Genomic DNA, 21,585 nt, shown 5'->3' on the forward strand with positions numbered 1-21,585 from the left:
GCACGCTCCCTGAGGGAACCCCTCCAGCGTCCATCACCGTTCTTGCTCAAATCCCCGCGCTTTCGGCATCACGAAAGCTGCTTATGCACACTGCAGGCCGCGTAAGTCCTTTCGCCGTTCCACCAAATCATGCTGGCGGCCTTGGCGCTCAAGGGTCAACAACTCCAGCATGATCCGCATTCCCTGTTCAGGTAATGTGCCCGTCGAGGGCTCGGACGCGCGTAAGAGGGCCGCAAGTCCCGGTTTTTCCGCCAAGGTAAAAGCGGGAAACCAGCCTAGATCCTCGCTTGTGCCGTCCCCGTCAAAAGTCGCATCGAACCGCCGACGCAGCGCTACCAATGACGAATCACCGAGCGTTTGCATGAGCGCGCCGAGCTTCTTCGGGGACAGCCAGGCAAGCTCGGCCAAAAGCGGCCAGGCCGGATCAAGCCCCTGAAGCCGATAGACCGTCTCGGCCATCCAGGCGAGCGTGATTGGAATTCGTCGCCATGACTCGATTCGCTTGATGCTGTCACATGCCGTCGTCCACTCCGCTGCGCGCATCCATAGCGGTGCCGCATGCCATTCTGGCATCTCCCGGTGAAACGGTAATTGAGAGGCGGCGCGGGCGAGGGCGCGCCACAGCGGTAGGCACCAAGCCATGCCCGCGGCGTCGCCGAATGCGCGGCGCACTGCCGGCATGCACGGCAAACACCACGCTTCGCATGTGTCGCGCAGTGCCGCGTGATTCGTGAAGTGTCCGTGGACGGGAGACTCGAGCACACTGACAAGGGTCTCTAGGGTCGGCACAAGCGCGTCGTCTGGATATTCCACGCCCAGGCGCTGCAGGGCTTCACGCCCGGCGGCGGCATTGCGTTGCTCAAGCGCGGTGAGCACGTCGTTGCGCAGCATGACATCGCGGCTATCTTCGAAGAGATCGAGCTGATTCGTCACGGCGTTCCCGTTGGTAGTCAGATTGCACCCCTGCAGGACCGGCCCGACATCGCCGGGACCACAAGTTGTCAGCGATGGTAGCTGCTGCCACGACGACGGGCAATCCGCGACGGGTCAACCATATCTGTGTGCGAGAGAAGAGCGACTCCAAAGGTGCCAAATCCAGGTGCGACTCAGCGCGGATGTGTTTTGGACTTCAGGACGGCTGCATGGCAATGCGTTACTCCGTCCACACAGCATCGACATCCCGCGTGAGATGTCCAGCGAGGATGTAGTCCCCGAGCATTTCCGCTTTTTTCTCCAGGCGCTCCAAGTCAGCCGCTGGCAGCAGGCTGAGCTCAAATTGGCAGTAAAGATTGCGCTGACGGAACGTCAACTTTGGACGACTCAGTCCGGCAATGAGGGCCGCGGGCGAGCTGACGGCAATACTCTCATGGCCGCGATACTGGACACGTTTGCCCAGCTTTTCGCCCAGCCTCCCCAACTCAACTGCATCCTGCCATCCTGACTCGTAGTCCAAATCCACGACTGTGACGCCCTCTGTTTCCAGGAGCTTCAGCGCTTCGCCTTTGGTCGCAGCCATAGCTGTCGCCATTACCCGCCTCCACCGCTAGTAGGACCTGTGGCGATTCGCGCGCTTCTACGGCCCAGATTCATATTGCACAGCAACATTGTAAGGGCAGGGGCGACTTCGTCAGGGCTTCTCGTCCGTGTGCAGGCATTGACTTAAGAACCTGTACGCGCGGATGAAGGCACCTTGCGCGGGCGCCGTCCCGGTTACGCATTCGACGCACTCCTGATCAGGTACATTGGTGATCATTCCGGCGGCCCATGGTCACGTCATCGTTCCGCCTGTTCCACTCCAACCAAGTCACCTCTCCGAAACGACCGATGTCTGAAGGCCATGTCTTGATTTGCGGTGACCCCCATGGCGAGTTTGGCCCGCTGATCGAAAGCATCCACCACCACCGCCCCGAGGCAGTGGTGCTCGCCGGTGACATCCAGGCGAAGCGCCCACTGGATGAAGAGCTCGCCAGCATCCTTCCCCTGACGCAAGTGTGGTGGATTCCGGGCAATCACGACACCGATAGCGATGCCGACTACGACAACCTGTTCGGCTCGGGCCTGGCCGACCGGAATCTGGATGGGCGGGTGGTCACAATCGCGGGGCTTCGGATTGCCGGGTTAGGGGGAATTTTTCGCGGCCAGGTCTGGATGCCGCCTGAACCTTCGCGCGTAGAGAGCGAGTCTGACTATCTTGCCAAATGTGGGAAGGGGAACTACTGGCGGGGCGGCCTGCCGCGGCGCCATCGCAGCACGATCTTCCCGCAGACATACAACGCGCTATCGACTCAGCATGCGGATGTCCTGATCAGCCACGAGGCTCCGACTTGTCATCCACACGGGTTCAAGGCGATTGACACGCTCATCGAAGCAATGGGAGTGAAACGCGCTTTCCACGGCCATCACCACGAATCCACGGCTTATCCGAACACAGGACCGTGCCGATTCTTCGGTCTCGGTGCTTGTGCGGTGGCCACGATCGACGGAGACTTCTTGCACGGCGCCCCGACTTATCAAGACGAAACAGGCTCGATCGGCCGTTGAGATTCGCAAGCAACGCGACTCGGCGCCCGCGGGCCAGCAAGACGCCGGCAGCTTCGGCGGCCGATGGTGCATGCCGCGGCCGCCGCCGGCAAGTTGGACGGGCCGCTTGCCAGATAGTAGCGCGACAAAAAAAAACAGCTCTCGATCCGATGGAGGAGAGCCGCAGGACGTCCATGAAGAAATCGGCCAACACCATTTCGTCGCCGACCACTCTCAGTATCCGCCAGGTTGCCGTTGTCGGCAATCCATCGCCGTGCTGTTTGTCTGTTCGCAAAAAAAACCCCGCGCTCACCAGGGAAGGGGCGCGGGTGGTAGCAGGCCTACCGGAGCAGGATACGGCGATATAAACATCGCGCAACTCTGGATTAGAAGCCATTTTTCCCGGCAGTTCTTTTGCCAGCGAGCAAATTGTCACGCAGCGAACAGACAATTGAGCGAGGGGCGGCGCATCCGGATCGTGCATGCCCGCCTCGATTCGATGCAGTGAAAGCCGGGCAGGGCGTTGAAAGCGGAACGCAAGAGGCGAACCAATCACACGTGCACACGGCGTGGAACCACGATCGTCTTTACCAAAACGGGCGTCATAGAGCGCCTGACAGCGATCTCCACAGAGTCGTTCTGCGCGTTCAAGGGATGGATAGCCGCCCAGCCAGGGGTGCCAGAGGAGAAGCGCAAGTTCTGCCAGAACCTGTCGACGCTGCCGGCCAAGCTCGACGACGGCCTCGAGCTTAGCCCCTGGGTTCGGCAGTCGTTGGCAGATGCGAATGTGGTAATCGTTCATCTGGCCGAATTCCGTGGGTGCGCGACCTCGCATGCCTGGAGACCCTATGGAGGACCCGATCGATCACCACAAATCGAGCAGCGGCAATGGCGACGGTGCGAACTTCAAGGTAAGATCTCGCGCTTCGCTAAAGGGCCGGACGCCGTGTTGGTTGCAGGCAGCGGACTCATAATCCGCCGGAAATTTCCCACCGTGGGTTCGAACCCCACCCGGCCCACCAAGCTTGCTCTTAACGGGTTGCGTCGCGACTGTCTGTACGCCGCCGCAGCGCACCTGCAACCTCACGCCGGCGCTGACCGGCGTGATGAGGCCCACGTGCACACGTTCACGCTGGCCGGCGGGCGATCGGCAACTCAGTGGACTATCTCGCGAGAAAACATCGAGTAGCTGCTACGGCTGCGGCAAGCGAATCCGGAGGCGCGGCATCGGTACCGCGATGGATTCGCGAAAACAGCAGCCATCGCGCTGCGCAAATGCTCGTTCACGATCAAGTACCGGCGCGCCTTCTTGTCGCAGCCTTTTTCGGGGTTGCAGTTGCAGGCGAGTTCGCCACGTTTGTTTTCTTGGCCACGACGTCGCCAGAGGTGGATTTGCGTGGCCCGGCAAATGGCTTGACTGGTAACGCCTTTGTTGCCGATTTATTGTCCTTTGCAGCCTTCACGTTCGCAGGGGGCTTGCCGGTCGTCGAGACCGCCGACGCCTGCCTCGCTGTCACCTTACCTGCCGGTGACTTTAAGTCCGCTACGTTTGCTTGACCGGCAACAACAATGCCTGAGGTTGACTGACGAGGCCCAGCGGATGGCTTGACTGGCAACTTCTTTGTGCCCGATTTATTGTCCTCCGCAGTCTTGGCGTTTGCAGAAGGCTTACGGGTTGTCGAGACCGCCGACCTGGTCGCCTTCTTCGCTGCCATCTTGCCTGCCAGTGGCTTGCTACGTCCGACAGCCGGCTTCGGCAGGGGGTAAGCGTCGGCCATCTCGATCCCAAACACATCCGCCACCAGGGCGTCGTCGAGCACCTTGCTGGCGGCAGGTCGTTTGGTGGATTTGGGCAGGCCAGCACCGGCCTGCCTGACGAGATCACTGGCCTCGACGCCGCGCAAGCTGAAGAGCAATTCCGGCTGTTGGTCGAGCCGCGCGCCGACGCCGTAGAGTACGGCAGCAACGTGCTTGCACATTGACGCCCAGTCCGGACAACTGCAACGGAAGCTGATTTCCTTCGGCCCCGGGAACAGGCCGGTGCCAGGCTTGCAAATGCGTGCCATCACGGCGGTCGAGAGCTTGCCCTGCAAGAGTTCCACGATCGAATCGATTGACCCCGCGCAATCGGCGCCGATCGCTCGCCATTGCTTTGCAGGACACGCCGTCACGGTCACCGCGACCGTGTAGAGGCTCGAACCCATGACCTGCGCACGGACTTCGCCGGCCGTAATCTGAAGGTCGATCACGGAACCATTGCGCACATAGGTCCGGCCGCGCGGTAGGCGGTTGGCATAGTCGCTGTAGCCTTCCAGGTTGTCGCACCAGGCCTTGCCCCAGAAGGTCTTGGCGATGGCACCGCGATACGACGCGATGGGCGACAGGACCCCACCAGCCTTCGTCGCCTTCGCGGCAGCCAGTTCCGCCTTTCTTCTGCGCTCGGCGGCCGAGACATAGGGCTTCCATCCCCCGTAACCGTAACTCATTGCGGTTCCTCTTGACGATCAGTTCTCTTGCGCGGCATGCACGTCGAGCTTCACGAGATCGAGCAATTCACGATCGCTCATCTCGGTCAGCAGAAGTTCTGCACCGCCCTCCAGCACGTCCTTCACCAATTGCTGCTTCGCGTCGATCAACTGGTCGATACGGTCTTCAACCGTGCCGCGGCAGATAAACTTATGCACCAGGACGTTCCTCTTCTGGCCGATACGAAATGCGCGATCGGTGGCTTGGTTTTCCACGGCCGGGTTCCACCAGCGGTCAAAATGAATCACGTGCGACGCGGCGGTGAGATTCAGCCCGGCCCCACCGGCCTTGAGCGAGAGCACGAAGAAGGGGGTCAGTTCGTCTTCCTGGAAGCGCTTGACCAGTTCGCGGCGCTTGGCGACCGGGGTGCCGCCATGGAGCACCAGACCTTCGCGGCCAAAGATCGACCCTAGAAATGCCGCCAGCGGCTCTGTGGTCTCGCGGAACTGGGTGAAGACCAGCACCTTCTCCTGCTTGGCGGCAATGACTTCGGCCAGTTGGCGCAGGCGGGCAAACTTGCCGCTGTCTTCCGCCTGCCAGGCCGCGTCGCCCAACCACTGCGACGGATGGTTGCATATCTGTTTGAAGCGCATCAGGAAGCTGAGCACGACGCCCTTGCGACCAATGCCTTCGGCGTCTTCCAGCGCGGCGGCCAGATCCTTCACCGCACCCTGATACAGTGCCGCCTGGCTCGGGCTCAGATGGCACCAGGCCTTGAGTTCGGTCTTGTCCGGCAGGTCGTCGATGACGCGCTTGTCGGTCTTCAGGCGGCGCAGGATGTAGGGCCGTACGAGCGTTCGCAGCGGACCGAAATGCTCGGCCTTCGCCAGCCGCCTGGTAAAGTTGGCAAAGACTTTGTCTGAGCCCAGCAACCCGGGGTGGGTGAAATCGAAAATCGACCACAGATCGGACAGGCGGTTCTCCACCGGGGTTCCGGTCAGCGCGATGCGCGACTGGGCCTGGAGCTGCTTGACCTGCCGTGTTTGCTTGGCACCCGGGTTCTTGATGGCCTGGGCTTCGTCGACGATGGCCACGCGCCATTGGAGGGTCCCCAATACCGGCTGGCGCAAGAGTGAGCCAAAGCTGGTGATGACGAGATCAATGTCTGCCAGCCGCGCGGGGTCCAGCGCACGCAGTTCGGCCGCCGGCATGACTGACGGATGGGCGATCAGTAAGCGCAAGCCGGGGGCAAAGCGCTCGGCCTCTGCCGCCCAGTTGGCCAGCAGCGATGCGGGGGCAACCAGCAGACTGGGCCGCGCCTCGGCGCTTTCGCGCTTTAGCACGAGCAGCAGCGAGAGTACCTGCATGGTCTTGCCCAGGCCCATATCATCCGCCAGGCAAGCACCCAGTCCGAGCCGGGTGAGCAGGTACAGCCAGCGCACGCCGGCCTGTTGGTAGGGCCGCAGGTTGGCCTTGAGGTCCGGTCCCGGGCTGATCTGCGCCAGCCCCTCCGGCTGACGCAATTCCTGCAGCATGTCGGCCAGCCAGGGCCCGGCCACCAGTTGCGACCAGTCGCGATCCGCGGGGTCGGCGCTGTCGTCGAGCGAAATCCCTGCCAGCAGGCGTAGCGCCTCATTCAAGGGCAGACCGCTTTGCGCGGCCTTTTCCATGGCCTCGAAGCGCTTCAGGAGGCGACCGAGCTTTTTCTTGTCCACCTCGACCCAGCGACCACGGATGAGTTGCAAGCCGTCGGCGCCTTTGAGCAAATCCCTGACCTCGGCGGCGTCAAGACGCTCGCCGTCGAGGGAGACCTCCATGTTGAAATCGAGCAACGCGTCCTTGCCCAGCAGCGAAGGGGGGCGTGCTCCGACGCTGGCTTTCACAACGGGACGGGCAGGGCGGCCTGCTTGCCAGACGCCTGGCATGCGGACGACAATCCCGGCGCCGTCGAGGTGGGACAGGTCCGAGAGAAAGCGATAGGCGTCGACGGGCGTCCAGCGCAGCGGATGGTAGATCTCGCCGGTCTCCACCATCTCGCGAAGCCAATCGCAGTGTTCCGCGGCGCGCTGCACCGGCAGCAGTAACGACAGCAACTGTGCCTTGCTCCTGGCTCCCGAAAATTCCGCCAGGGCTTGCGACAGCGGCTGATGTTGCGCTTTGCCGTGGGCCGACACGCGCGCGGTGTAAGTCGCCAGGAAGGCGAACGGGAACTCCGGGTCCCGCCGATTCTCGGCGAGGTTGAAATGCACCCGGCCGACGAGATTCCAGGCCGGGTGGTGCGATTTGAGGAAATCCTGGAGCGAGACGTTGGCGGCCGGCAGTTCCTGCTGCAAGGCCGTATCGATCGCGCCCCACAGCGTGGCGAGCACCGCTGGCGTCAGATACTCGCCGCCCGTCATCGGCGGCGCGTCGGCAATCATGGCCTCAAGATCTTCGTCTGTCGGCGTTCCGACCTCGATCTCGCCGTCCTCGGGCGTCGCGCACAAGGCCGTGACATAGCGTGCGGCAAAATCCCGCCACCAGGCCCATGCCGAAGGCAAACTGTGGCCGATTTCCGCCGCGCCCAACTGCAGCAGGCCATGGCCCGCGCCCAGTGCAAAGGCACGCTCAAGCCGCAGTCGCGTTGCATCGACCAAGAGGGGCGCGCCGTCCTCCGGCACCGCCAGCAGATGGCCGCCGGGCGTCAGGTGTGGCACAAGCATGTCGGAAGCAGTCAATGGTGCCCGTCCCGATTGCCGGGTTGCTGCAAGCGTTGAAGGCGCATGTTTTCAAGGGAAGCGGCGGGTGGAATTCACCAGCAGGCCCTCCGGCCGAGTTCGGACAGCGCGAATCTTGCTGGCTGTCCGTAGTTCGGCCTTCGCATCCTGTGGGGCGCAACCGAAGGGATTCGTTAAGCAGCCAAGATTCGGAAATCCGTAGCTTTGGCGACCGGGCGCACGTGGTTCTTCTCGCGTTTAAGGTCGACGATGCCATAGTTGGACATTGTTTTCAGCGTGCGCGATAGATTGCCGGGCTTGCGGCCAGTGGCTTCAGCCAGTTCGGAAATCGATTCCGGCTTGGTCTCGGTGATGACCCGCAACAAGGCACGATTGTCGTCACTCAGCACTTCGGCCAACGACTTCATGGAAGTGAACCAGATCTTGGGCTCGCTGGCCTTCGGCCGGTACTCCCCCCGCGCAATTGCCAACACGCGCTCGCGGATCTTCTCTTGCGGCATGATGCCAATCACAATGGTTTTCATCTCTTCTTCACCTCCGACAGAACGCGGTCAACGTCTGCGAAAAAGTCGTTCATCAGTTGCTGTGCATCCTTGAATTCATAGGGCACCCCCTTGTCCGAGACGTGCCTGTGCTTGTGGTCATAAGCCAAGATGCGTCCGGCATACTTAAATTTCTTGGGCGGCTTGACGGCATGCGCGTTGTCATACCCAAGAATTCTCTTGCCATAGGGCTCATGCAGGGTGAGGGAGTACCGGATGCCATGGGGAATCTCCTTCGATACGTCCACTTGCCATGCCTCGAGCTTGATCCAGTAACCGCCTCCTTGATCGAGGATCGAGCCGTTCAGGTCAAGCAGGGTATCAATCGCCGTGTCTCGTTTCATCCCTAACTATATCACCTGCTGATAAAGTGATAGGGTCTTGCGGTTCTCGCCGGCACGGCCTCACCGAACAATATAGCGAATAGATCACAGTAGCGATTGGCATGGACGATCCATGACGAAGCTAGCGCAAGCGTCGGCGGCGACTAGAGCGTCTCATTGATTGCCCTCCGAGCGCGGTCATCGGTAGCGCCTGGGATCGAACCGGACGCGCCGGTAGCGAAAGACTATGAGTTAGCCAACAGCAATAGTAATGATTTAACATAATGATTGTTATGCGTCTTTTAGATCACATTTAGGATCAATTGTAATACCGGCACGCCGCCTTGCGCCGCTCGAATCGGCGCGTCGCTCAGATCCGGACCGCGGTAGGCCCGGCTCGACCTAGTCGCATCCGGCGCGCTCGGCGCGCGGTAGCGCCCAAGGCGACCTGTGGCTTCGGGGGCCAGGACGCCGCGGCGGCTGCTGGCGGCGCTGCGTGACGCCGGTCTTCGATGCCCAAACAGCGCGGTCAATTACGTTTGCGAGATCCAGCCTGCGCGGTTGTAGGGTTCGATTCGGTTGGGACAGACGATGTTGCTTTGACATCTGCATGCAGCGCGTCGAACCGCGCTTGCAAGGCCTTGAGTTCCGCCTGAGCGCCCGCGGCGGTGCCCACGGCATCGGTCAGCCGTTCACGCGTACTTTGGTGCGCCGCAAGTGCTTTGGCCAGCTCGCCCCGAACCTCAGACTCGCGCTCTTCAGTCCTAGCCAAGCGCGCTTCGGCCTGCTGTCGGGCGGTGTCGGCGGCGACGCGCTGGGCCTCTGCCACGGCAGCAGCCTTGTCAGCCGCGGTGCGCGCCGCTTGCTCGTCGGCCAACTGGGTTCGCAGTTGGGCAAGTTCTTGCTCGAGCCGTGGTACCGCTTCCAAACGCAGTTCAGCCTGGGCAAGCGATCGCCTCACGCTGGCTAGCTCGCCACGCTCGCGTTCGATTTCCTGGTTCAGGCGCGCGACTTCTTCAGCGCGTTCAGCAGCTTGACCGGCTAAACGGTCCCGTTCGCTGGTCAACTTCACCATCTGTTCGGATAACGCGTCGCGTTCTGCCTCGACAGCTTCACCGTTCGCGGTCAGTGCTGCCATTTCGCTGAGGGCCTGGGCCAAGTTCGCTTCGGCGTCGGCCGCAGCTTCCTCAGCCACCTTGGAAAGCTCGGTACCCAGAGCCGCGAGCAACCGGGAATTGGGTTCGGCGATCTTGCGTGCGGGGGTCTTGTGCTGCGCCAACCACGCATTCAGATGGCGGTGGATGGTATTCATGCTGCCTGTGTTGCCGAGCCGCTCTCGCACCGCAGTCAGCGTCGGCTTCAACTGTTCCGCTACCAGCGCGGTGGCAGCGGCAGCTACTTCCTCGAATGCAATCCCTTGACGCGGCATAACGTATCCTCGTTCATAACGTACTACGAATTATACGATACGATACGCTACGATACGTAAGTAAATATGCAAATCGAAGAACGGCGCCGCGGCGCTAAACAGCGCGTCCCTATGCGGGGTCATGCCAACATACGCCCAGCCTGCTATCATAAGCCTTATGGTTATATAGAACTCATGGTTCATAACCGCAGGCTATAACAAATGAACTGGAGTTTCTCCCCTGCCGTCAGCTAGACTGGCTGGCCCTTCAGCGATTGTCGAGATCCCTGTATGGCCACCGTCGAGCGTACCGCTTACCCGCGTTTCCCAAAGGCCTTCTCCAGCAAGGAACTGCGGGCGTGCTACACGCCCAGTGCGGAGGAATTGGACTGGGGCACCCGCTCCACCCGTGGCCAAAGTCCTCGGCTCGGCCTGCTGGTCCTCCTCAAGGTTTTCCAGCAACTGCATTACTTCCCCAATCTCGACACCATTCCCGTCGCCGTGGTGGATCATGTCCGCGCTTGCGCAGGACTCGACCCCGATACGCCGTTCGGCTATGACCGCAAGGTCTCTCCCACGCTGTTCCGCCACTACACGGCAGTGCGTGAATTCCTTGGCGTCCAGCCCTACGTCGGCACTGATGCCAACGAGGCCACGATTCGGGCGGCACGCGAGGCAGCGGAAACGATGGATCAGCCGGTGGACGTCATCAATGCCACCATCGATGCGCTGATCCTGAACCAGATCGAGCTGCCGGCGTTCTCCACGCTGGACACCATTGCCGAGCAGATTCATGCCCGCACGCAGACCGCGCTATTCCGACGAGTGGCGCGCCGCCTTTCGGACGAGGACCAACAGCGCCTGGACCTCCTGTTGACGCGGGAATTCGCGAACCGGCAGACTGCCTACAACAATATCAAGCGCCACGCACGCCGCCCTTCGCGCAAGCATCTCAATTTGCTGATCGAGCACCTGAGCTGGCTCGACACCTTCGGCGATTTCTCGCTCGCGTTGGCCGACGTGCCAGCCTCCAAGCTGCGCTCGCTGGCCAGCCAGGCCATGAGCCTGGACGCGGCGAACCTCAAGGTCACGCTGCCAGAGAAACGCTATACGTTGATCGTGGCGTTGCTTTACCACATGCGCGTGCGCAGCCGCGACGACCTCGCGGAAATGTTCATCCGTCGCATGGGCGCGATCCACAAGCGGGCGCGCGACGAGATGGAACGCATCCAGTCCCGCCAGCGCGCGCAGATGGAGAAGCTGGTCACGCTGCTCGACGGCGTGGTCGATATCGTCGCCGATGGCCAGGACGACGCGCTGATCGGCCAGCAGGTGCGCCGCTTCCTCGCGCCGTCCGGCGATCTGGAGCCCCTACGCGAGAGCTGTGCCGAGGTGCGTGCCTTCAGCGGCAACAACTACCTGCCGCTGCTGTGGCGGCATTTCCGCGCGCACCGCTCCGTGATGCTGCGCCTGGCGCAGGTGCTGGAATGGGAGTCGACCAGCCAGTCCCGCACCCTGCTGGCGGCCTTGGAAGTGGTGCTGGAAAACGAATCCCTGCACCGCGAGTGGATCACCGCCGAGGTCGACGTCAGCTTCGCCTCGGAACGCTGGCGCAAGCTGGTGCGCCGCCCGCACGACCAAGGCGCGCCCACCAACCGTCGCTATCTGGAACTGTGTGTGCTTTCCCACATGGTGAACGAGCTGCGCTCCGGCGACTTGTGCGTGGTGGGCTCCGACGCCTTCGCCGACTACCGGGTACACCTGCTGCCCTGGCGGGAATGCGAGCGGCGCCTGCCAGAATACTGCGCCAAGCTGGACATGCCGGCCAACGCGCAGGACTTCGTGGCACATTTGCGCCAGTGGCTCGCCGACACGGCGCGCGCGCTCGATGAAAGCTTCCCTGATAAGCGCCAGCACGTCACCATCGGCCAGGACGGCGAGCCCGTGCTCAGGCGGACCATCGCCCGGGAGATCCCGGCCAGCGCCATTGCCCTGCAGCAGGCGCTGATCCGGCGCATCCCGACGCGCAACCTGCTGGACGTGCTGGCCAACATCGAGCACTGGACGCATTTCACGCGGCACTTCGGCCCGCTGTCTGGCAGCGACCCCAAGATCCGCCACGCCGCCGAGCGCTACCTGCTGACCATTTTCGCGATGGGCTGCAATCTCGGACCCACCCAGGCGGCCCGGCACATGGGCGACCGCGTGACGCCGCACATGATGTCGTTCGTCAACCGCCGGCACCTGAGTTTGGAACGACTCGAGACCGCCCAGCGCGAACTGATTGAACTCTATCTGCGGCTCGACCTGCCCAAGCACTGGGGCGATGGCAAGACCGTTGCCGCTGACGGGACGCAGTATGATTTTTACGACAACAACCTGCTGGCCGGCTATCACTTCCGCTATCGCAAGATGGGGGCAGTGGCCTACCGCCACGTGGCGGACAACTACATCGCCGTGTTCCGGCACTTCATCCCGCCCGGTGTGTGGGAAGCCATCTACGTGATCGAGGGGCTGCTCAAGGCCGGCTTGAGCGTCGAGGCCGACACCGTGCACGCCGACACCCAGGGGCAGTCAGCCGCGGTATTCGCCTTCACCCATCTGCTTGGCATCAATCTGATGCCCCGGATTCGAAACTGGCAGGATCTGAAGCTGTACCGTGCCGATGCGGATAGGAAATACAAGAACATCGACCGCCTGTTCTCGGATACCGTGGACTGGGACCTCATCGCGTTCCACTGGCAGGACCTGATGCAGGTCGCGCTATCGATCCAGGCCGGCACGATCTCCTCGCCGCTGCTGCTGCGCCGCTTCGGCTCGGAAAGCCGCCGCAACCGACTGTTCCTGGCCGCGCAGGAACTCGGCAAGGTCGTGCGCACGGTGTTCCTGCTCGAATGGGTCGGCAGCCGCGAGCTACGCCAGGAGATCACCGCCACCACCAACAAAATCGAGTCCTACAATGGCTTTGCTAAATGGTTTTCGTTCGGCGGCGATGTGCTGGCAGAGAACGACCCCGACGAGCAGCAGAAGCGACTGCGCTACAACGACCTGATCGCCTCGGCCGTGATCCTGCAGAACACTGCCGACATGATGCAGGCGCTGCGCGCGATGGTGAAGGACGGAATCCAGGTGGATGTCGCCGATATCGAGTTCCTAAGCCCATATCTAACCAGCAATATCAAGCGTTTCGGCGACTACAAACTGCATCTGGATCGCATGCCTGAGCCCTGGATTCGAGATAGTCTATTTGCCGGCCCCGCTCATTCAGTACGCAAGCCTCGCCATGCCTGATATGGATACCCCCTACGGCAAAGTCGATGCCGACGCCCTGCAGACGTTGCAGGAAACCTTTAACACACTTGCCATTCTTCGAGCGGTGGACCAACTGGACGCCATCCGCGCACGATGCGAGCCAGACGGGCTGCGCGACGATCTGCTGCGCTTGCACGGCATGGCGCATACCGTCATCAATGGCGCCAGCCTGTCCTATGTGACCAATGGGCCGACCTTGATGGAGCAGTTTGATGCAGTCATGGAAGAACTGGACGACTGGATTGCGATGCTTCGGCAGACCCAGCGGGCTCTGCTGCCGCTGGAAAAGCTGCGGCCCGAGTTCGACAACTGGCTTGGGGATAACAGTGAGTAAGCATCGTCCGGGGCGGAAGTAAGATAGCCAAGAGTACCAATCGGACTGTCTACCGACATTACTGTAATAGCCATAAAGCGGCCGCGCAAGACACTGAATTTCGATACGCCGGCTGAGAGATTCCATCAAACCGTTGCATCGATCAGTTGAATCTGCAGGCCAAATCGGACATTCAGCAAGCGATGACCGGCCGCAGAATCATTGGCGAATGTGGACATGGCAGACAAATCGCCGTCGATGCGATCTCAGCGAGCATTCCGTGTTGCGGTTCACTCGGTGGTACTAGGACTCCAGAATGCCTGGCTGACAGCACTGGACTCTGTTAGTTGCGCCACGACGCGATCGAGAATTTCCCCATCGACCGAGGTCGCCATCAGCACAGCCTCGATCTCCACGTCGTCCGTGCCGAAGGCATGAACTACCAGGTCTCGAGTGGGATGATTGCTACTTTCCAGAGCGTCATTGAGCAAGCGCATAGCCTCCTTCTGGCGCTCTCGCGGCGCAATGACATAGACGGTATTGGTGACTTCCACGGCAGGCGTATCGATGGGTTGGCGGTTGATGCGATCAACCATGGGGCGAAGCAGTGTATTGGCAGCCAGCACGAACAGACAGCCGATCACAGCTTCAAGAAGCAGATCGGCGCCTGCACACGCGCCGATGGCTGCCGAGCCCCACAAGGTAGCGGCGGTATTGAGTCCGCGCACGTTGCCTTCTTCCCGCATGATCACCCCGGCGCCAAGAAAGCCGATTCCCGACACCACGTAGGCAACGACGCGGACGGCGCCATCGTGTCCCGCCAGCCGGTTGGCCATATCCACGAAGATCGCGGCGCCGACCGCCACCAGCACGTTGGTACGCAGGCCAGCAGTACGCTGACGGTACTGCCGTTCGTAGCCGATCACCCCACCCAGTAAGAAGGCTGCAGCCACGCTGATACTGGTATCGAGCAGAGAATCCAGATTGATGTTTTGGATGGCTTCAATGGTCATGATTCACGCGATCGTAGTCGGTGGAGCGCCCCAAGGCGGTCTGAGTTCACCTTTGGCGGATGGCTATATTGCGTCAGCTTTCCAGCGAGAACCGCTCGGTATGGTCGTCGTACGAAAAGATCTCCGCATAACGACCCCATTCGATGATGGCTTCCAGCGTCTGCCTGGCCAGTTCATCGCTCAGAAAATCCTCTAGCTTCTGCTCGAACCGCACGCGCGGGGCCTGCTGGTCTTTCCGCTCTGCCAGCACGGTCCGGATATAGCCGGCCATCGGCACACGCCGCACCAGATGCTCGGCGAAGAGGGCTTTGCGTTCCTGCGTGCCATGTACATTGAAGACTAGCCCAGCCGCGGTCAGCACAATGTCGCCCTCGCGCAGTTCGGCAAAGCCGAGATGTCCAAGCATCTCGGCGACCGGAAAGAGATCGTCCACCTCCAGATGCATCGTCGCAGCAATCTCCGGCAGATCGGCCTGGCCCCGATACGGCTCGGCAGCCACGGTTTCGATCAGGCCCGCCATCAGGTTGGTGGAAACCGGCTGCAACGGGCTGCCGATGTCCAGGCCGTTCCTTGGCGCGACCCCCTTGGTTGGCCGGGCTGTCATCTTGGCGTAGATCTCGTCGACAAGTTCGCGGAATGCGGGTTCCAGGCGGTCACGCCGATGTTTGAACGGTACTTCGAACTCGGCGACGACAGCTCCCGGGTTGGACGACAGCAGCAGTATGCGGTCGCACATGAAGACCGCCTCTTCGATGTTGTGGGTCACGATCAGCATCGACTTGATCGGCAGCATCCGCTCCGTCCACAGATCGAGCAGATCGGTACGCAAGGTCTCGGCCGTGAGCACGTCGAGCGCCGAGAATGGCTCGTCCATCAGCAGCAACGTCGGGTTGACGACGAGGGCGCGGGCAAAGCCCACACGCTGGCGCATGCCACCCGACAACTCGCGTGGGAAGGCATTCTCGAAGCCGTCCAACCCGATCAGGTCAATGGCCGCCAGTGCGCGCTCACGCCGCTCCGCCGGCGGCACGCCCAGGGCTTCCAGGCCCGCTTCGACGTTGTCCAGCACAGTCAGCCAGGGGAAGAGCGCAAAGGTCTGGAAGACCATGGCGACACCTTCGGCTGGGCCCTTGATAGGAGCCCCGCAATAGTCGAGCTGGCCTGATGTAGGGGAAATCAGCCCGGCAATCATCCGCAGCAGCGTGGACTTGCCCGAGCCAGACCGGCCAAGCAGGCCGACGATCTCGCCTTCGCGCAGATCGAGGTTCACGCCGTCCAGCACCAGACGCTTGCCCTGCTCGCGGCCGTAGCCGTGGCTCAGGTCGCGAATGCTCAGGATGTTCCGGGAAGCGGTCGGAATTTCGTTTTGCATTGTGCTTGCCCTCTCAGTTCATGCGCAGCTTGTTTTCGGCGATGGCGTATAGCGGCCGCCAGAGGAAACGGTTAAAACAGACCACCATAATCGACATGACGGCAATTCCCAGGACGATCTTGGGATAGTCCCCGGCGGCGGTGGATTGGGCGATATAGGAGCCAAGGCCGTGCGCCGATAGGCTGGTAGATCCCCATGACACCGCCTCGGAAACGATGCTTGCGTTCCACGCACCGCCCGACGCGGTGATGGCGCCGGTTACGTAGTAGGGAAAAATCCCGGGCAACATGATCTTTCTCCACCACTGCCAGCCGTGAATGCGGAAATTGGTGGCCGCTTCGCGGAAATCATTCGGAAATGCGGTGGCCCCGGCGATGACGTTGAAGAGGATGTACCACTGCACCCCCAACACAATCAGCGGACTTAGCCAGATGTCTGGATTGAGATGGAAATGGACAATGCCGAACACAAAGACCGGAAACAGCAGGTTGGCCGGAAAGGCCGCCAGGAACTGGGCCAGCGGCTGGATTTTCTCGGCGAGCTTTGGCCGCAGGCCGATCATGACCCCAACCGGCACCCAGATCAGCGACGCTAAGGCGATCAGCACCAGCACGCGCAGCAGCGTCAGTAGCCCCAGCCCAACGACTTTGACAAGCTCGGCCAGCCCGGCCTCAGTGTGCACGTAGCGAATCGTCCGCCACAGCAGGTAACCCGCAAGGACTGACACGAGCAGGCTCCAGATGACATCGATCGCGCGGCTCAGGCGCGTTCGCCCGGTCCCTGAAGCCCGAGGCAGGCTGATAGTGAACCGGGCGCGCGCCAGCTTGCGCAGCAGGCGGCCGAAGGGGCGTAGCAGGCTCTGGATCAGCGATGTGCGATGAACCAGGTTCAACACCCAGGATGCCGGTGCGATTTGTGCGCTCGTGCTTTCCAACCGGAAACGATCTGCCCAGGCCACCATCGGACGGAACAGGAGCTGATCGTACAAGACGATCACGCCGATCATGGCCAGGATGACCCAGCCGACGGCAGCCATGTTGCTGTCGGCGATGGCGGAGGCCAGATAGGCGCCAACACCTGGCAAGGTGATCGACTTGTCGCCGACTGTAATGGCTTCCGAAGCAACGACAAAGAACCAGCCGCCCGACATGCTCATCATCATGTTCCAGATCAGCCCCGGCATGGCAAAGGGCACCTCCAGCTTCCAGAACTTCTGCCAGGGTGTCAGGCGCATGCTGCTCGACACTTCGATCAGGTCGGGCGGCAAAGTGCGCAGCGATTGATAGAAGCTGAACGTCATGTTCCAGGCCTGGCTGGTGAAGATTGCGAAGATCGCCGCCAGCTCGGCGCCCAGCACCCGGCCTGGGAAAAGTGAGAGGAAGAAGACTACGGTGAAGGAGATATAGCCGAGCACCGGCACCGACTGCAGGATGTCGAGAATCGGGACCAGCACCTTCTCCGCCCGCCGGCTCTTGGCGGCCAGCGTGCCGTATGTGAAGGTGAACAGCAGCGAAGCCGCCAAGGCGGCCAGCATGCGCAGCGTGGTCCGCAAGGCGTACTCGGGCAACATGGCGGGATCGAGGGAAATTGCCTCGACGCTGGGCCCGGCGAGAGGCGCCAGCGTTTCGCGGATTCCCGAGGCGCCCACCACCAGCAGGCCGATAATCAGCGGAAGCGCAAGGAAATCCCAGCGGTTCGGCAGCAGACGCCGAGCCGTGCCGGGGAGTTGCGGAATGAATTCGTTTGCCATGGGGCCTCCTTGGCCGCCAGCATGGTTAAACCGAAACCCGCAGCGCGGTTGCCGGCACCTTGGTCAGCAACAGCTCGCAAGTCACTAGGTCCACCGCCCCGCCAACCTGTGGGCTGGCTTCAACGGGCAGGTGGCAGGTCAGCGCACCAGCCAGGGGCGTCCATGATCGCCCCGGCTGGTGACAGGGAACTTATCGCCCAGCGGCTCAGAACTCGGCGTGGAACCTGACGCCGTAGAAGGTTGCCGGACCCCGGTCCCGGTTGTAGCCGGGATTGCGGATGTACTGGAAATTCGGGCTGATGCTGAAGTACTTCCACAGCGCCACGCTGTAATAGACCTCGAGCACCTGTTCCGGCCCGTAGCGCAGCGCGCCATCCCCGAGAAACGCTCCCACGCCACCGGCGGCCAGGTAATCCCGATGCGGCGATCGCAGCATATTGACGGCCATCGCCACGCCGAGCTCATCGTTGGGCCGCCCCCAGGACGTGCCTTTCAGTGTGCCGCCGCCGGCGACCTGTTTGCCGATCTCGGTAAAGGCATACGTTTCCGTCTTGTCGTCCGACATATTGGCCCGGAAGAAGACACCCAGCGAATCGTTGACCTCCTGCAGCAACGTAATGCCCACGCCTACCTTGGCATGCTCAGCGCGCACGTCGGCCACGTCTGGTGTCACGTTGTTGGCCTGCCCGAATGCCAGCGCATCGCTGAACTTGCCCATCTTCGCCTTGTTGCGCCAGAGCAGCAGGCGCGCGGCCCCTGGCCGACCAGCAAGGCTATAGCGCTTCTCCAACTCGATCATGTCGCCATAGTGTTCGAACATTCGGGTGTCCAGCTCCAGCCCATTGGACTCCAGCGGTTGCAGGAACCGACCGATCCGTGCTGACCACCCGTCGCCGACGTACTCGAGTGACACGCCCCAGTTGTAGCCGCGCGCATCGGCCGGGTAGTCGAACGAGCCATGGGTCAGCGATGACCAGTTCATGAACTGCGTGCGCGGGTCGGAGCCATAGGGATTCAGGTCGAAGACGTCGAGCACACTGAAGTTGCCGGCGGTCAGGACTATTCGCTTCTTGTCGACTGTCCGCGCGAACTGGTTGAAATCCGCGTCGAGCTTCTCGTCGCCGCCACCCAAGCCCCACGTCTGGCGGACGAACGCGCGGGCCCGGTAGAAGGTGGGATTCGTGCCGGAGGACTTGGCCAGCTCCCCGTTGGTCAGACCGCCCAGTCCGTGCAGGCCGGAGAACGGCACGCCCTGCGACACCTCGGGATTGAAGTGGAACTCCGCCCCTTGCCACAGGCGCAGGCCCAGATCCAGTGTGCTGGTAAACGAATAGCTCTTGGCGCGTTCCGTGCCGAGGCTGTGCTCGCCCGAATAGGCGGCGCCAAACGACGGCTTGCGCTGCCAGATGTAGGTGGCCTGCCCGTGGAAGGCGAAGACGTCCTCCGTCGGATCCATGGTCGGTTTGCCGCCGGCGGTACCGGGAGCCGGCTGACTCTCGACAGGGTCCTGAGCATGGGCTGGCGCGAGGCCAAGGCCAGACAGCGACAGCATCAGTGCCACGAGCGTGCGGCGAGACCAGTGGGTGCCCTTCAAAAAGGTGAGGGCAGTGAAGGCAAACTGAAAAACGGTAATGAACGACATGAGACCTCCCTCACGCGCTTCTATGGCGCGCGTAGGCTCGGGGGCGCCTGCTCGCGAAGGCCAAAGAGCGAGGGCGAACGTCGCCCGCGGCTGCCTTCTCGGTACAGGTCGCAAACAAAAAATCGGGAGGTGGCCATGCAGAGAATCTGCATGGTTGCCACTACCCGCCGGTAACGGCTAGGCAGTGGCGAGATGTCGCCTTGACTGACTAGCCGTTCAGAAATCGGCGTACCGCCGACTAGAACAACAGTCCATGGGGAGAACCCTTAGTGATGACCGGGCGCAGCATACCAAAAGGTCTCATAGGGCCGCAAATAAATTTTTCGAGTCCGGCGGGAGCCGGTGAGGCTATTCTGCGACACGCGGCCTTTGTCGGCGGAGCCGTCAAAGGAAGAGGCAACCGTGGGGTGCACCAGTTCGGCTCAGCACGGTACTGCAGCTCGCCCCTTAAAGGTAGCAGCGAGAACCAGCCGTGGATCTTCAGTCGGCTTGCCGTTCCAACTTCTTGGTTTTCATCTCTTGCATTTCCCGCTTCTTTGCTTCTTCCCGTTCCTTTCTCAACTCGCGTTTTCTCCCCTCATATGTCGAAGCAGGTTTGCTCCCTGATGCTGCGCCCGAAGCTTCGGAACTCAAGCCCTCTGGCACCGTCTTGGCAGTCAGAGCAACACATGTGAGCGCCGCAAGCCCGGCGAGGGTTCCTCGGGTTGGGTTGTGCATTTCAACTCCTCTTGTCGCGAATTGCCGGACGACTGCGTTCCCAGCTTTTCGCTACTGCCGCGGCGGCCGCAGAGCGTAGCTCAGATCCGGCATTCTTCCGCGTCGGCGGACGTTTCGCTGCTCCGAGGTACCTTGCCATGCAACCAGCGCCATTTTCCTCCCGATCCCGGCCATTACTGGACAGCGTGAATGCCACAAGGCTACACAGAAAGCGATGTATGAGCCACGCCGGCGTACGCCAGCAATATGCTAGTATACCCCCCTACCCTATAATAGGAAATCCCTTGAGCCACACCATTCGCGAAAAGCAAAAGCTGCTGAACCGGGTCCGCCGCATCCGGGGGCAAATTGATGCGATCGAACGTGCCCTGGAGGACGAGAAAGCCTGCGCCGAGGTCCTTCAGCAAATTACAAGCTGTCGAGGTGCAATGAATGGCCTCCTTGCAGTGGTACTAGAAGATCATATCCGGACGCATCTGACAGATATTGAAGCATCTGCCGGTGGGGACGGCGATGCCAAGGAACAACTCATCGAAGTTGTTCGAAGCTATTTCAAGTAGTCAGCTGTGGTGACTCCATAAAACTGCAGGTTCCAGCTCAATCATGCACACCCAAGACCTTTCTCAGTGGGCACATACCCACGTCTTTGACACCGGCAACCACGCAGCGGAACGTGGAACGCGACTTGTCATGCTGATTACCGCGACTACGATGTTGGTCGAAATCGCCGCCGGCCTGTGGTTCAACTCCATGGCGTTACTTGCCGACGGATGGCACATGAGTTCTCACGCCCTTGCAATCGGGCTGAGCGCGCTTGCCTATGCAGCCGCGCGGCGGTATGCCCACGACACGCGCTTTGCTTTCGGGACCTGGAAGATTGAAGTACTCGCAGGGTTCGCCAGCGCCATCTTCCTTCTTGGCATAGCTGCGCTGATGGTGTTTGGCTCCATTGAGCGCATCTTCAGCCCCCAGGCAATTCACTATAAGGAAGCAATGGCCGTGACGGTCATTGGATTGCTGGTCAACCTGGGCTGCGCACTTATTCTTGGGGGCGCACACGACCACGGGCACGACCATGGCCACCATCATGGTGCGCATGGGCAGCATGATGCCGGCCACAAGCATCACGATCTGAACGGGGCGGCTTCAGAATTCGGAAAATATTGCCCGTTAAGACTTTTGTCCTATCGCCGACGTTGGCTCGCAGCCAGCAAGAAGATCTGGGTATCCGTATTTCGTGGTTGAATTCGTCTTGTGCGGCGCAACGTATCGTGTGACGCGGGCGGTTGGAGGGCGCCGAACGGCCAGTTGCGGACGTTAGCCCGCGCTTTTTATCGGGCATCCAAGCGTCCGCTCCAGCGCAGGCAAAGGACACTCGCATGGCAGCCGTCACGGGGATGCATGTTTGCATCACGCGCTCGCAATTACGCCAAACGGCACGCTATAGGTCTCAACGAGGAAGTTCTCTGTGACGCTGAGTAGCGATAGCT

The 21,585-nt window shown here is 61.4% G+C and carries 16 protein-coding genes, 1 tRNA gene and 1 pseudogene; 6 read left to right on the forward strand and 12 right to left on the reverse strand.

Going from position 1 to position 21,585, the window contains the following annotated elements; all coding sequences use genetic code 11:
• Window positions 1-81 precede the first annotated feature (81 nt).
• A complete protein-coding gene (locus K309_RS43300) occupies window positions 82-933 on the reverse strand; it encodes a hypothetical protein (protein WP_035878567.1) in 852 nt (283 codons plus the stop codon).
• A gap of 220 nt (window positions 934-1,153) precedes the next feature.
• The gene (locus K309_RS0129260) at window positions 1,154-1,528 is read right to left on the reverse strand and encodes a hypothetical protein (protein ID WP_029049666.1); all 375 of its coding nucleotides are present in this window, start codon (window positions 1,526-1,528) and stop codon (window positions 1,154-1,156) included.
• A gap of 236 nt (window positions 1,529-1,764) precedes the next feature.
• Between K309_RS0129260 and K309_RS0129265 the strand changes: the two genes are divergently transcribed.
• Window positions 1,765-2,541, forward strand: a complete 777-nt coding sequence (locus tag K309_RS0129265) for a metallophosphoesterase family protein (protein ID WP_232232539.1) — start codon at window positions 1,765-1,767, stop codon at window positions 2,539-2,541.
• Between the two features lie 913 nt (window positions 2,542-3,454).
• Window positions 3,455-3,542: transfer RNA gene (locus K309_RS0129270), tRNA-Ile, on the forward strand.
• Between the two features lie 267 nt (window positions 3,543-3,809).
• On the opposite strand, the gene K309_RS37815 is transcribed toward K309_RS0129270, so the two are convergent.
• The 5 genes from K309_RS37815 to K309_RS0129295 all read right to left on the reverse strand — a co-directional run bounded on the left by K309_RS37815 (window position 3,810) and on the right by K309_RS0129295 (window position 9,997).
• On the reverse strand, window positions 3,810-5,006 hold the full coding sequence (locus K309_RS37815) for an SWIM zinc finger family protein (RefSeq protein WP_232232540.1): 1,197 nt from the start codon (window positions 5,004-5,006) through the stop codon (window positions 3,810-3,812).
• Window positions 5,007-5,024: 18 nt separating this feature from the next.
• A complete protein-coding gene (locus tag K309_RS0129280; protein ID WP_035878568.1) occupies window positions 5,025-7,688 on the reverse strand; it encodes a DEAD/DEAH box helicase in 2,664 nt (887 codons plus the stop codon).
• 188 nt (window positions 7,689-7,876) lie between these two features.
• Window positions 7,877-8,227: an HVO_A0114 family putative DNA-binding protein gene (locus K309_RS0129285; protein ID WP_029049669.1), complete on the reverse strand. Its 351-nt coding sequence runs from the start codon at window positions 8,225-8,227 to the stop codon at window positions 7,877-7,879.
• Window positions 8,224-8,589, reverse strand: coding sequence for a toxin-antitoxin system TumE family protein (locus K309_RS0129290; protein WP_029049670.1), 366 nt, complete (start codon window positions 8,587-8,589; stop codon window positions 8,224-8,226). The genes K309_RS0129285 and K309_RS0129290 overlap by 4 nt, the downstream gene beginning before the upstream one ends.
• A gap of 508 nt (window positions 8,590-9,097) precedes the next feature.
• A complete protein-coding gene (locus K309_RS0129295; RefSeq protein ID WP_029049671.1) occupies window positions 9,098-9,997 on the reverse strand; it encodes a DNA-binding protein in 900 nt (299 codons plus the stop codon).
• A gap of 270 nt (window positions 9,998-10,267) precedes the next feature.
• Here K309_RS0129295 and K309_RS0129305 point away from each other — a divergent pair, with 270 nt between their 5' ends.
• Entirely contained in the window at window positions 10,268-13,267 is a 3,000-nt protein-coding gene (locus tag K309_RS0129305) for a Tn3 family transposase (protein WP_029049672.1), read from the forward strand.
• On the forward strand, window positions 13,260-13,622 hold the full coding sequence (tnpC, locus tag K309_RS0129310) for a Tn3 family transposase post-transcriptional regulator TnpC (protein ID WP_035878570.1): 363 nt from the start codon (window positions 13,260-13,262) through the stop codon (window positions 13,620-13,622). Before K309_RS0129305 ends, tnpC begins: the two co-directional genes overlap by 8 nt.
• A 269-nt stretch (window positions 13,623-13,891) precedes the next feature.
• Here the strand turns inward: tnpC and K309_RS0129315 are convergent, their stop codons facing one another.
• The 5 genes from K309_RS0129315 to K309_RS42045 all read right to left on the reverse strand — a co-directional run bounded on the left by K309_RS0129315 (window position 13,892) and on the right by K309_RS42045 (window position 20,095).
• Window positions 13,892-14,614, reverse strand: coding sequence for an MgtC/SapB family protein (locus tag K309_RS0129315; RefSeq protein ID WP_029049674.1), 723 nt, complete (start codon window positions 14,612-14,614; stop codon window positions 13,892-13,894).
• 73 nt (window positions 14,615-14,687) lie between these two features.
• The gene (locus K309_RS0129320; protein ID WP_029049675.1) at window positions 14,688-15,986 is read right to left on the reverse strand and encodes an ABC transporter ATP-binding protein; all 1,299 of its coding nucleotides are present in this window, start codon (window positions 15,984-15,986) and stop codon (window positions 14,688-14,690) included.
• A gap of 13 nt (window positions 15,987-15,999) precedes the next feature.
• Window positions 16,000-17,736, reverse strand: a complete 1,737-nt coding sequence (locus K309_RS0129325; protein ID WP_029049676.1) for an ABC transporter permease — start codon at window positions 17,734-17,736, stop codon at window positions 16,000-16,002.
• Between the two features lie 205 nt (window positions 17,737-17,941).
• Window positions 17,942-19,378: a carbohydrate porin gene (locus tag K309_RS0129330; protein ID WP_084402599.1), complete on the reverse strand. Its 1,437-nt coding sequence runs from the start codon at window positions 19,376-19,378 to the stop codon at window positions 17,942-17,944.
• Between the two features lie 480 nt (window positions 19,379-19,858).
• A complete protein-coding gene (locus tag K309_RS42045; RefSeq protein WP_156914480.1) occupies window positions 19,859-20,095 on the reverse strand; it encodes a hypothetical protein in 237 nt (78 codons plus the stop codon).
• Between the two features lie 284 nt (window positions 20,096-20,379).
• Between K309_RS42045 and K309_RS0129335 the strand changes: the two genes are divergently transcribed.
• Together K309_RS0129335 and K309_RS37820 are read left to right on the forward strand one after the other, a co-directional pair.
• Window positions 20,380-20,655 carry a metal/formaldehyde-sensitive transcriptional repressor gene (locus K309_RS0129335; RefSeq protein WP_029049678.1) on the forward strand — a complete coding sequence of 92 codons (276 nt, stop codon included), beginning with the start codon at window positions 20,380-20,382 and terminating at the stop codon, window positions 20,653-20,655.
• 43 nt (window positions 20,656-20,698) lie between these two features.
• Window positions 20,699-21,232, forward strand: a pseudogene (locus tag K309_RS37820) (cation diffusion facilitator family transporter); the annotation flags it as partial.
• Window positions 21,233-21,585: the final 353 nt, after the last annotated feature.

Source organism: Cupriavidus phytohabitans (assembly GCF_000426345.1).
In the GTDB taxonomy this organism is placed as follows: Bacteria; Pseudomonadota; Gammaproteobacteria; order Burkholderiales; family Burkholderiaceae; genus Cupriavidus.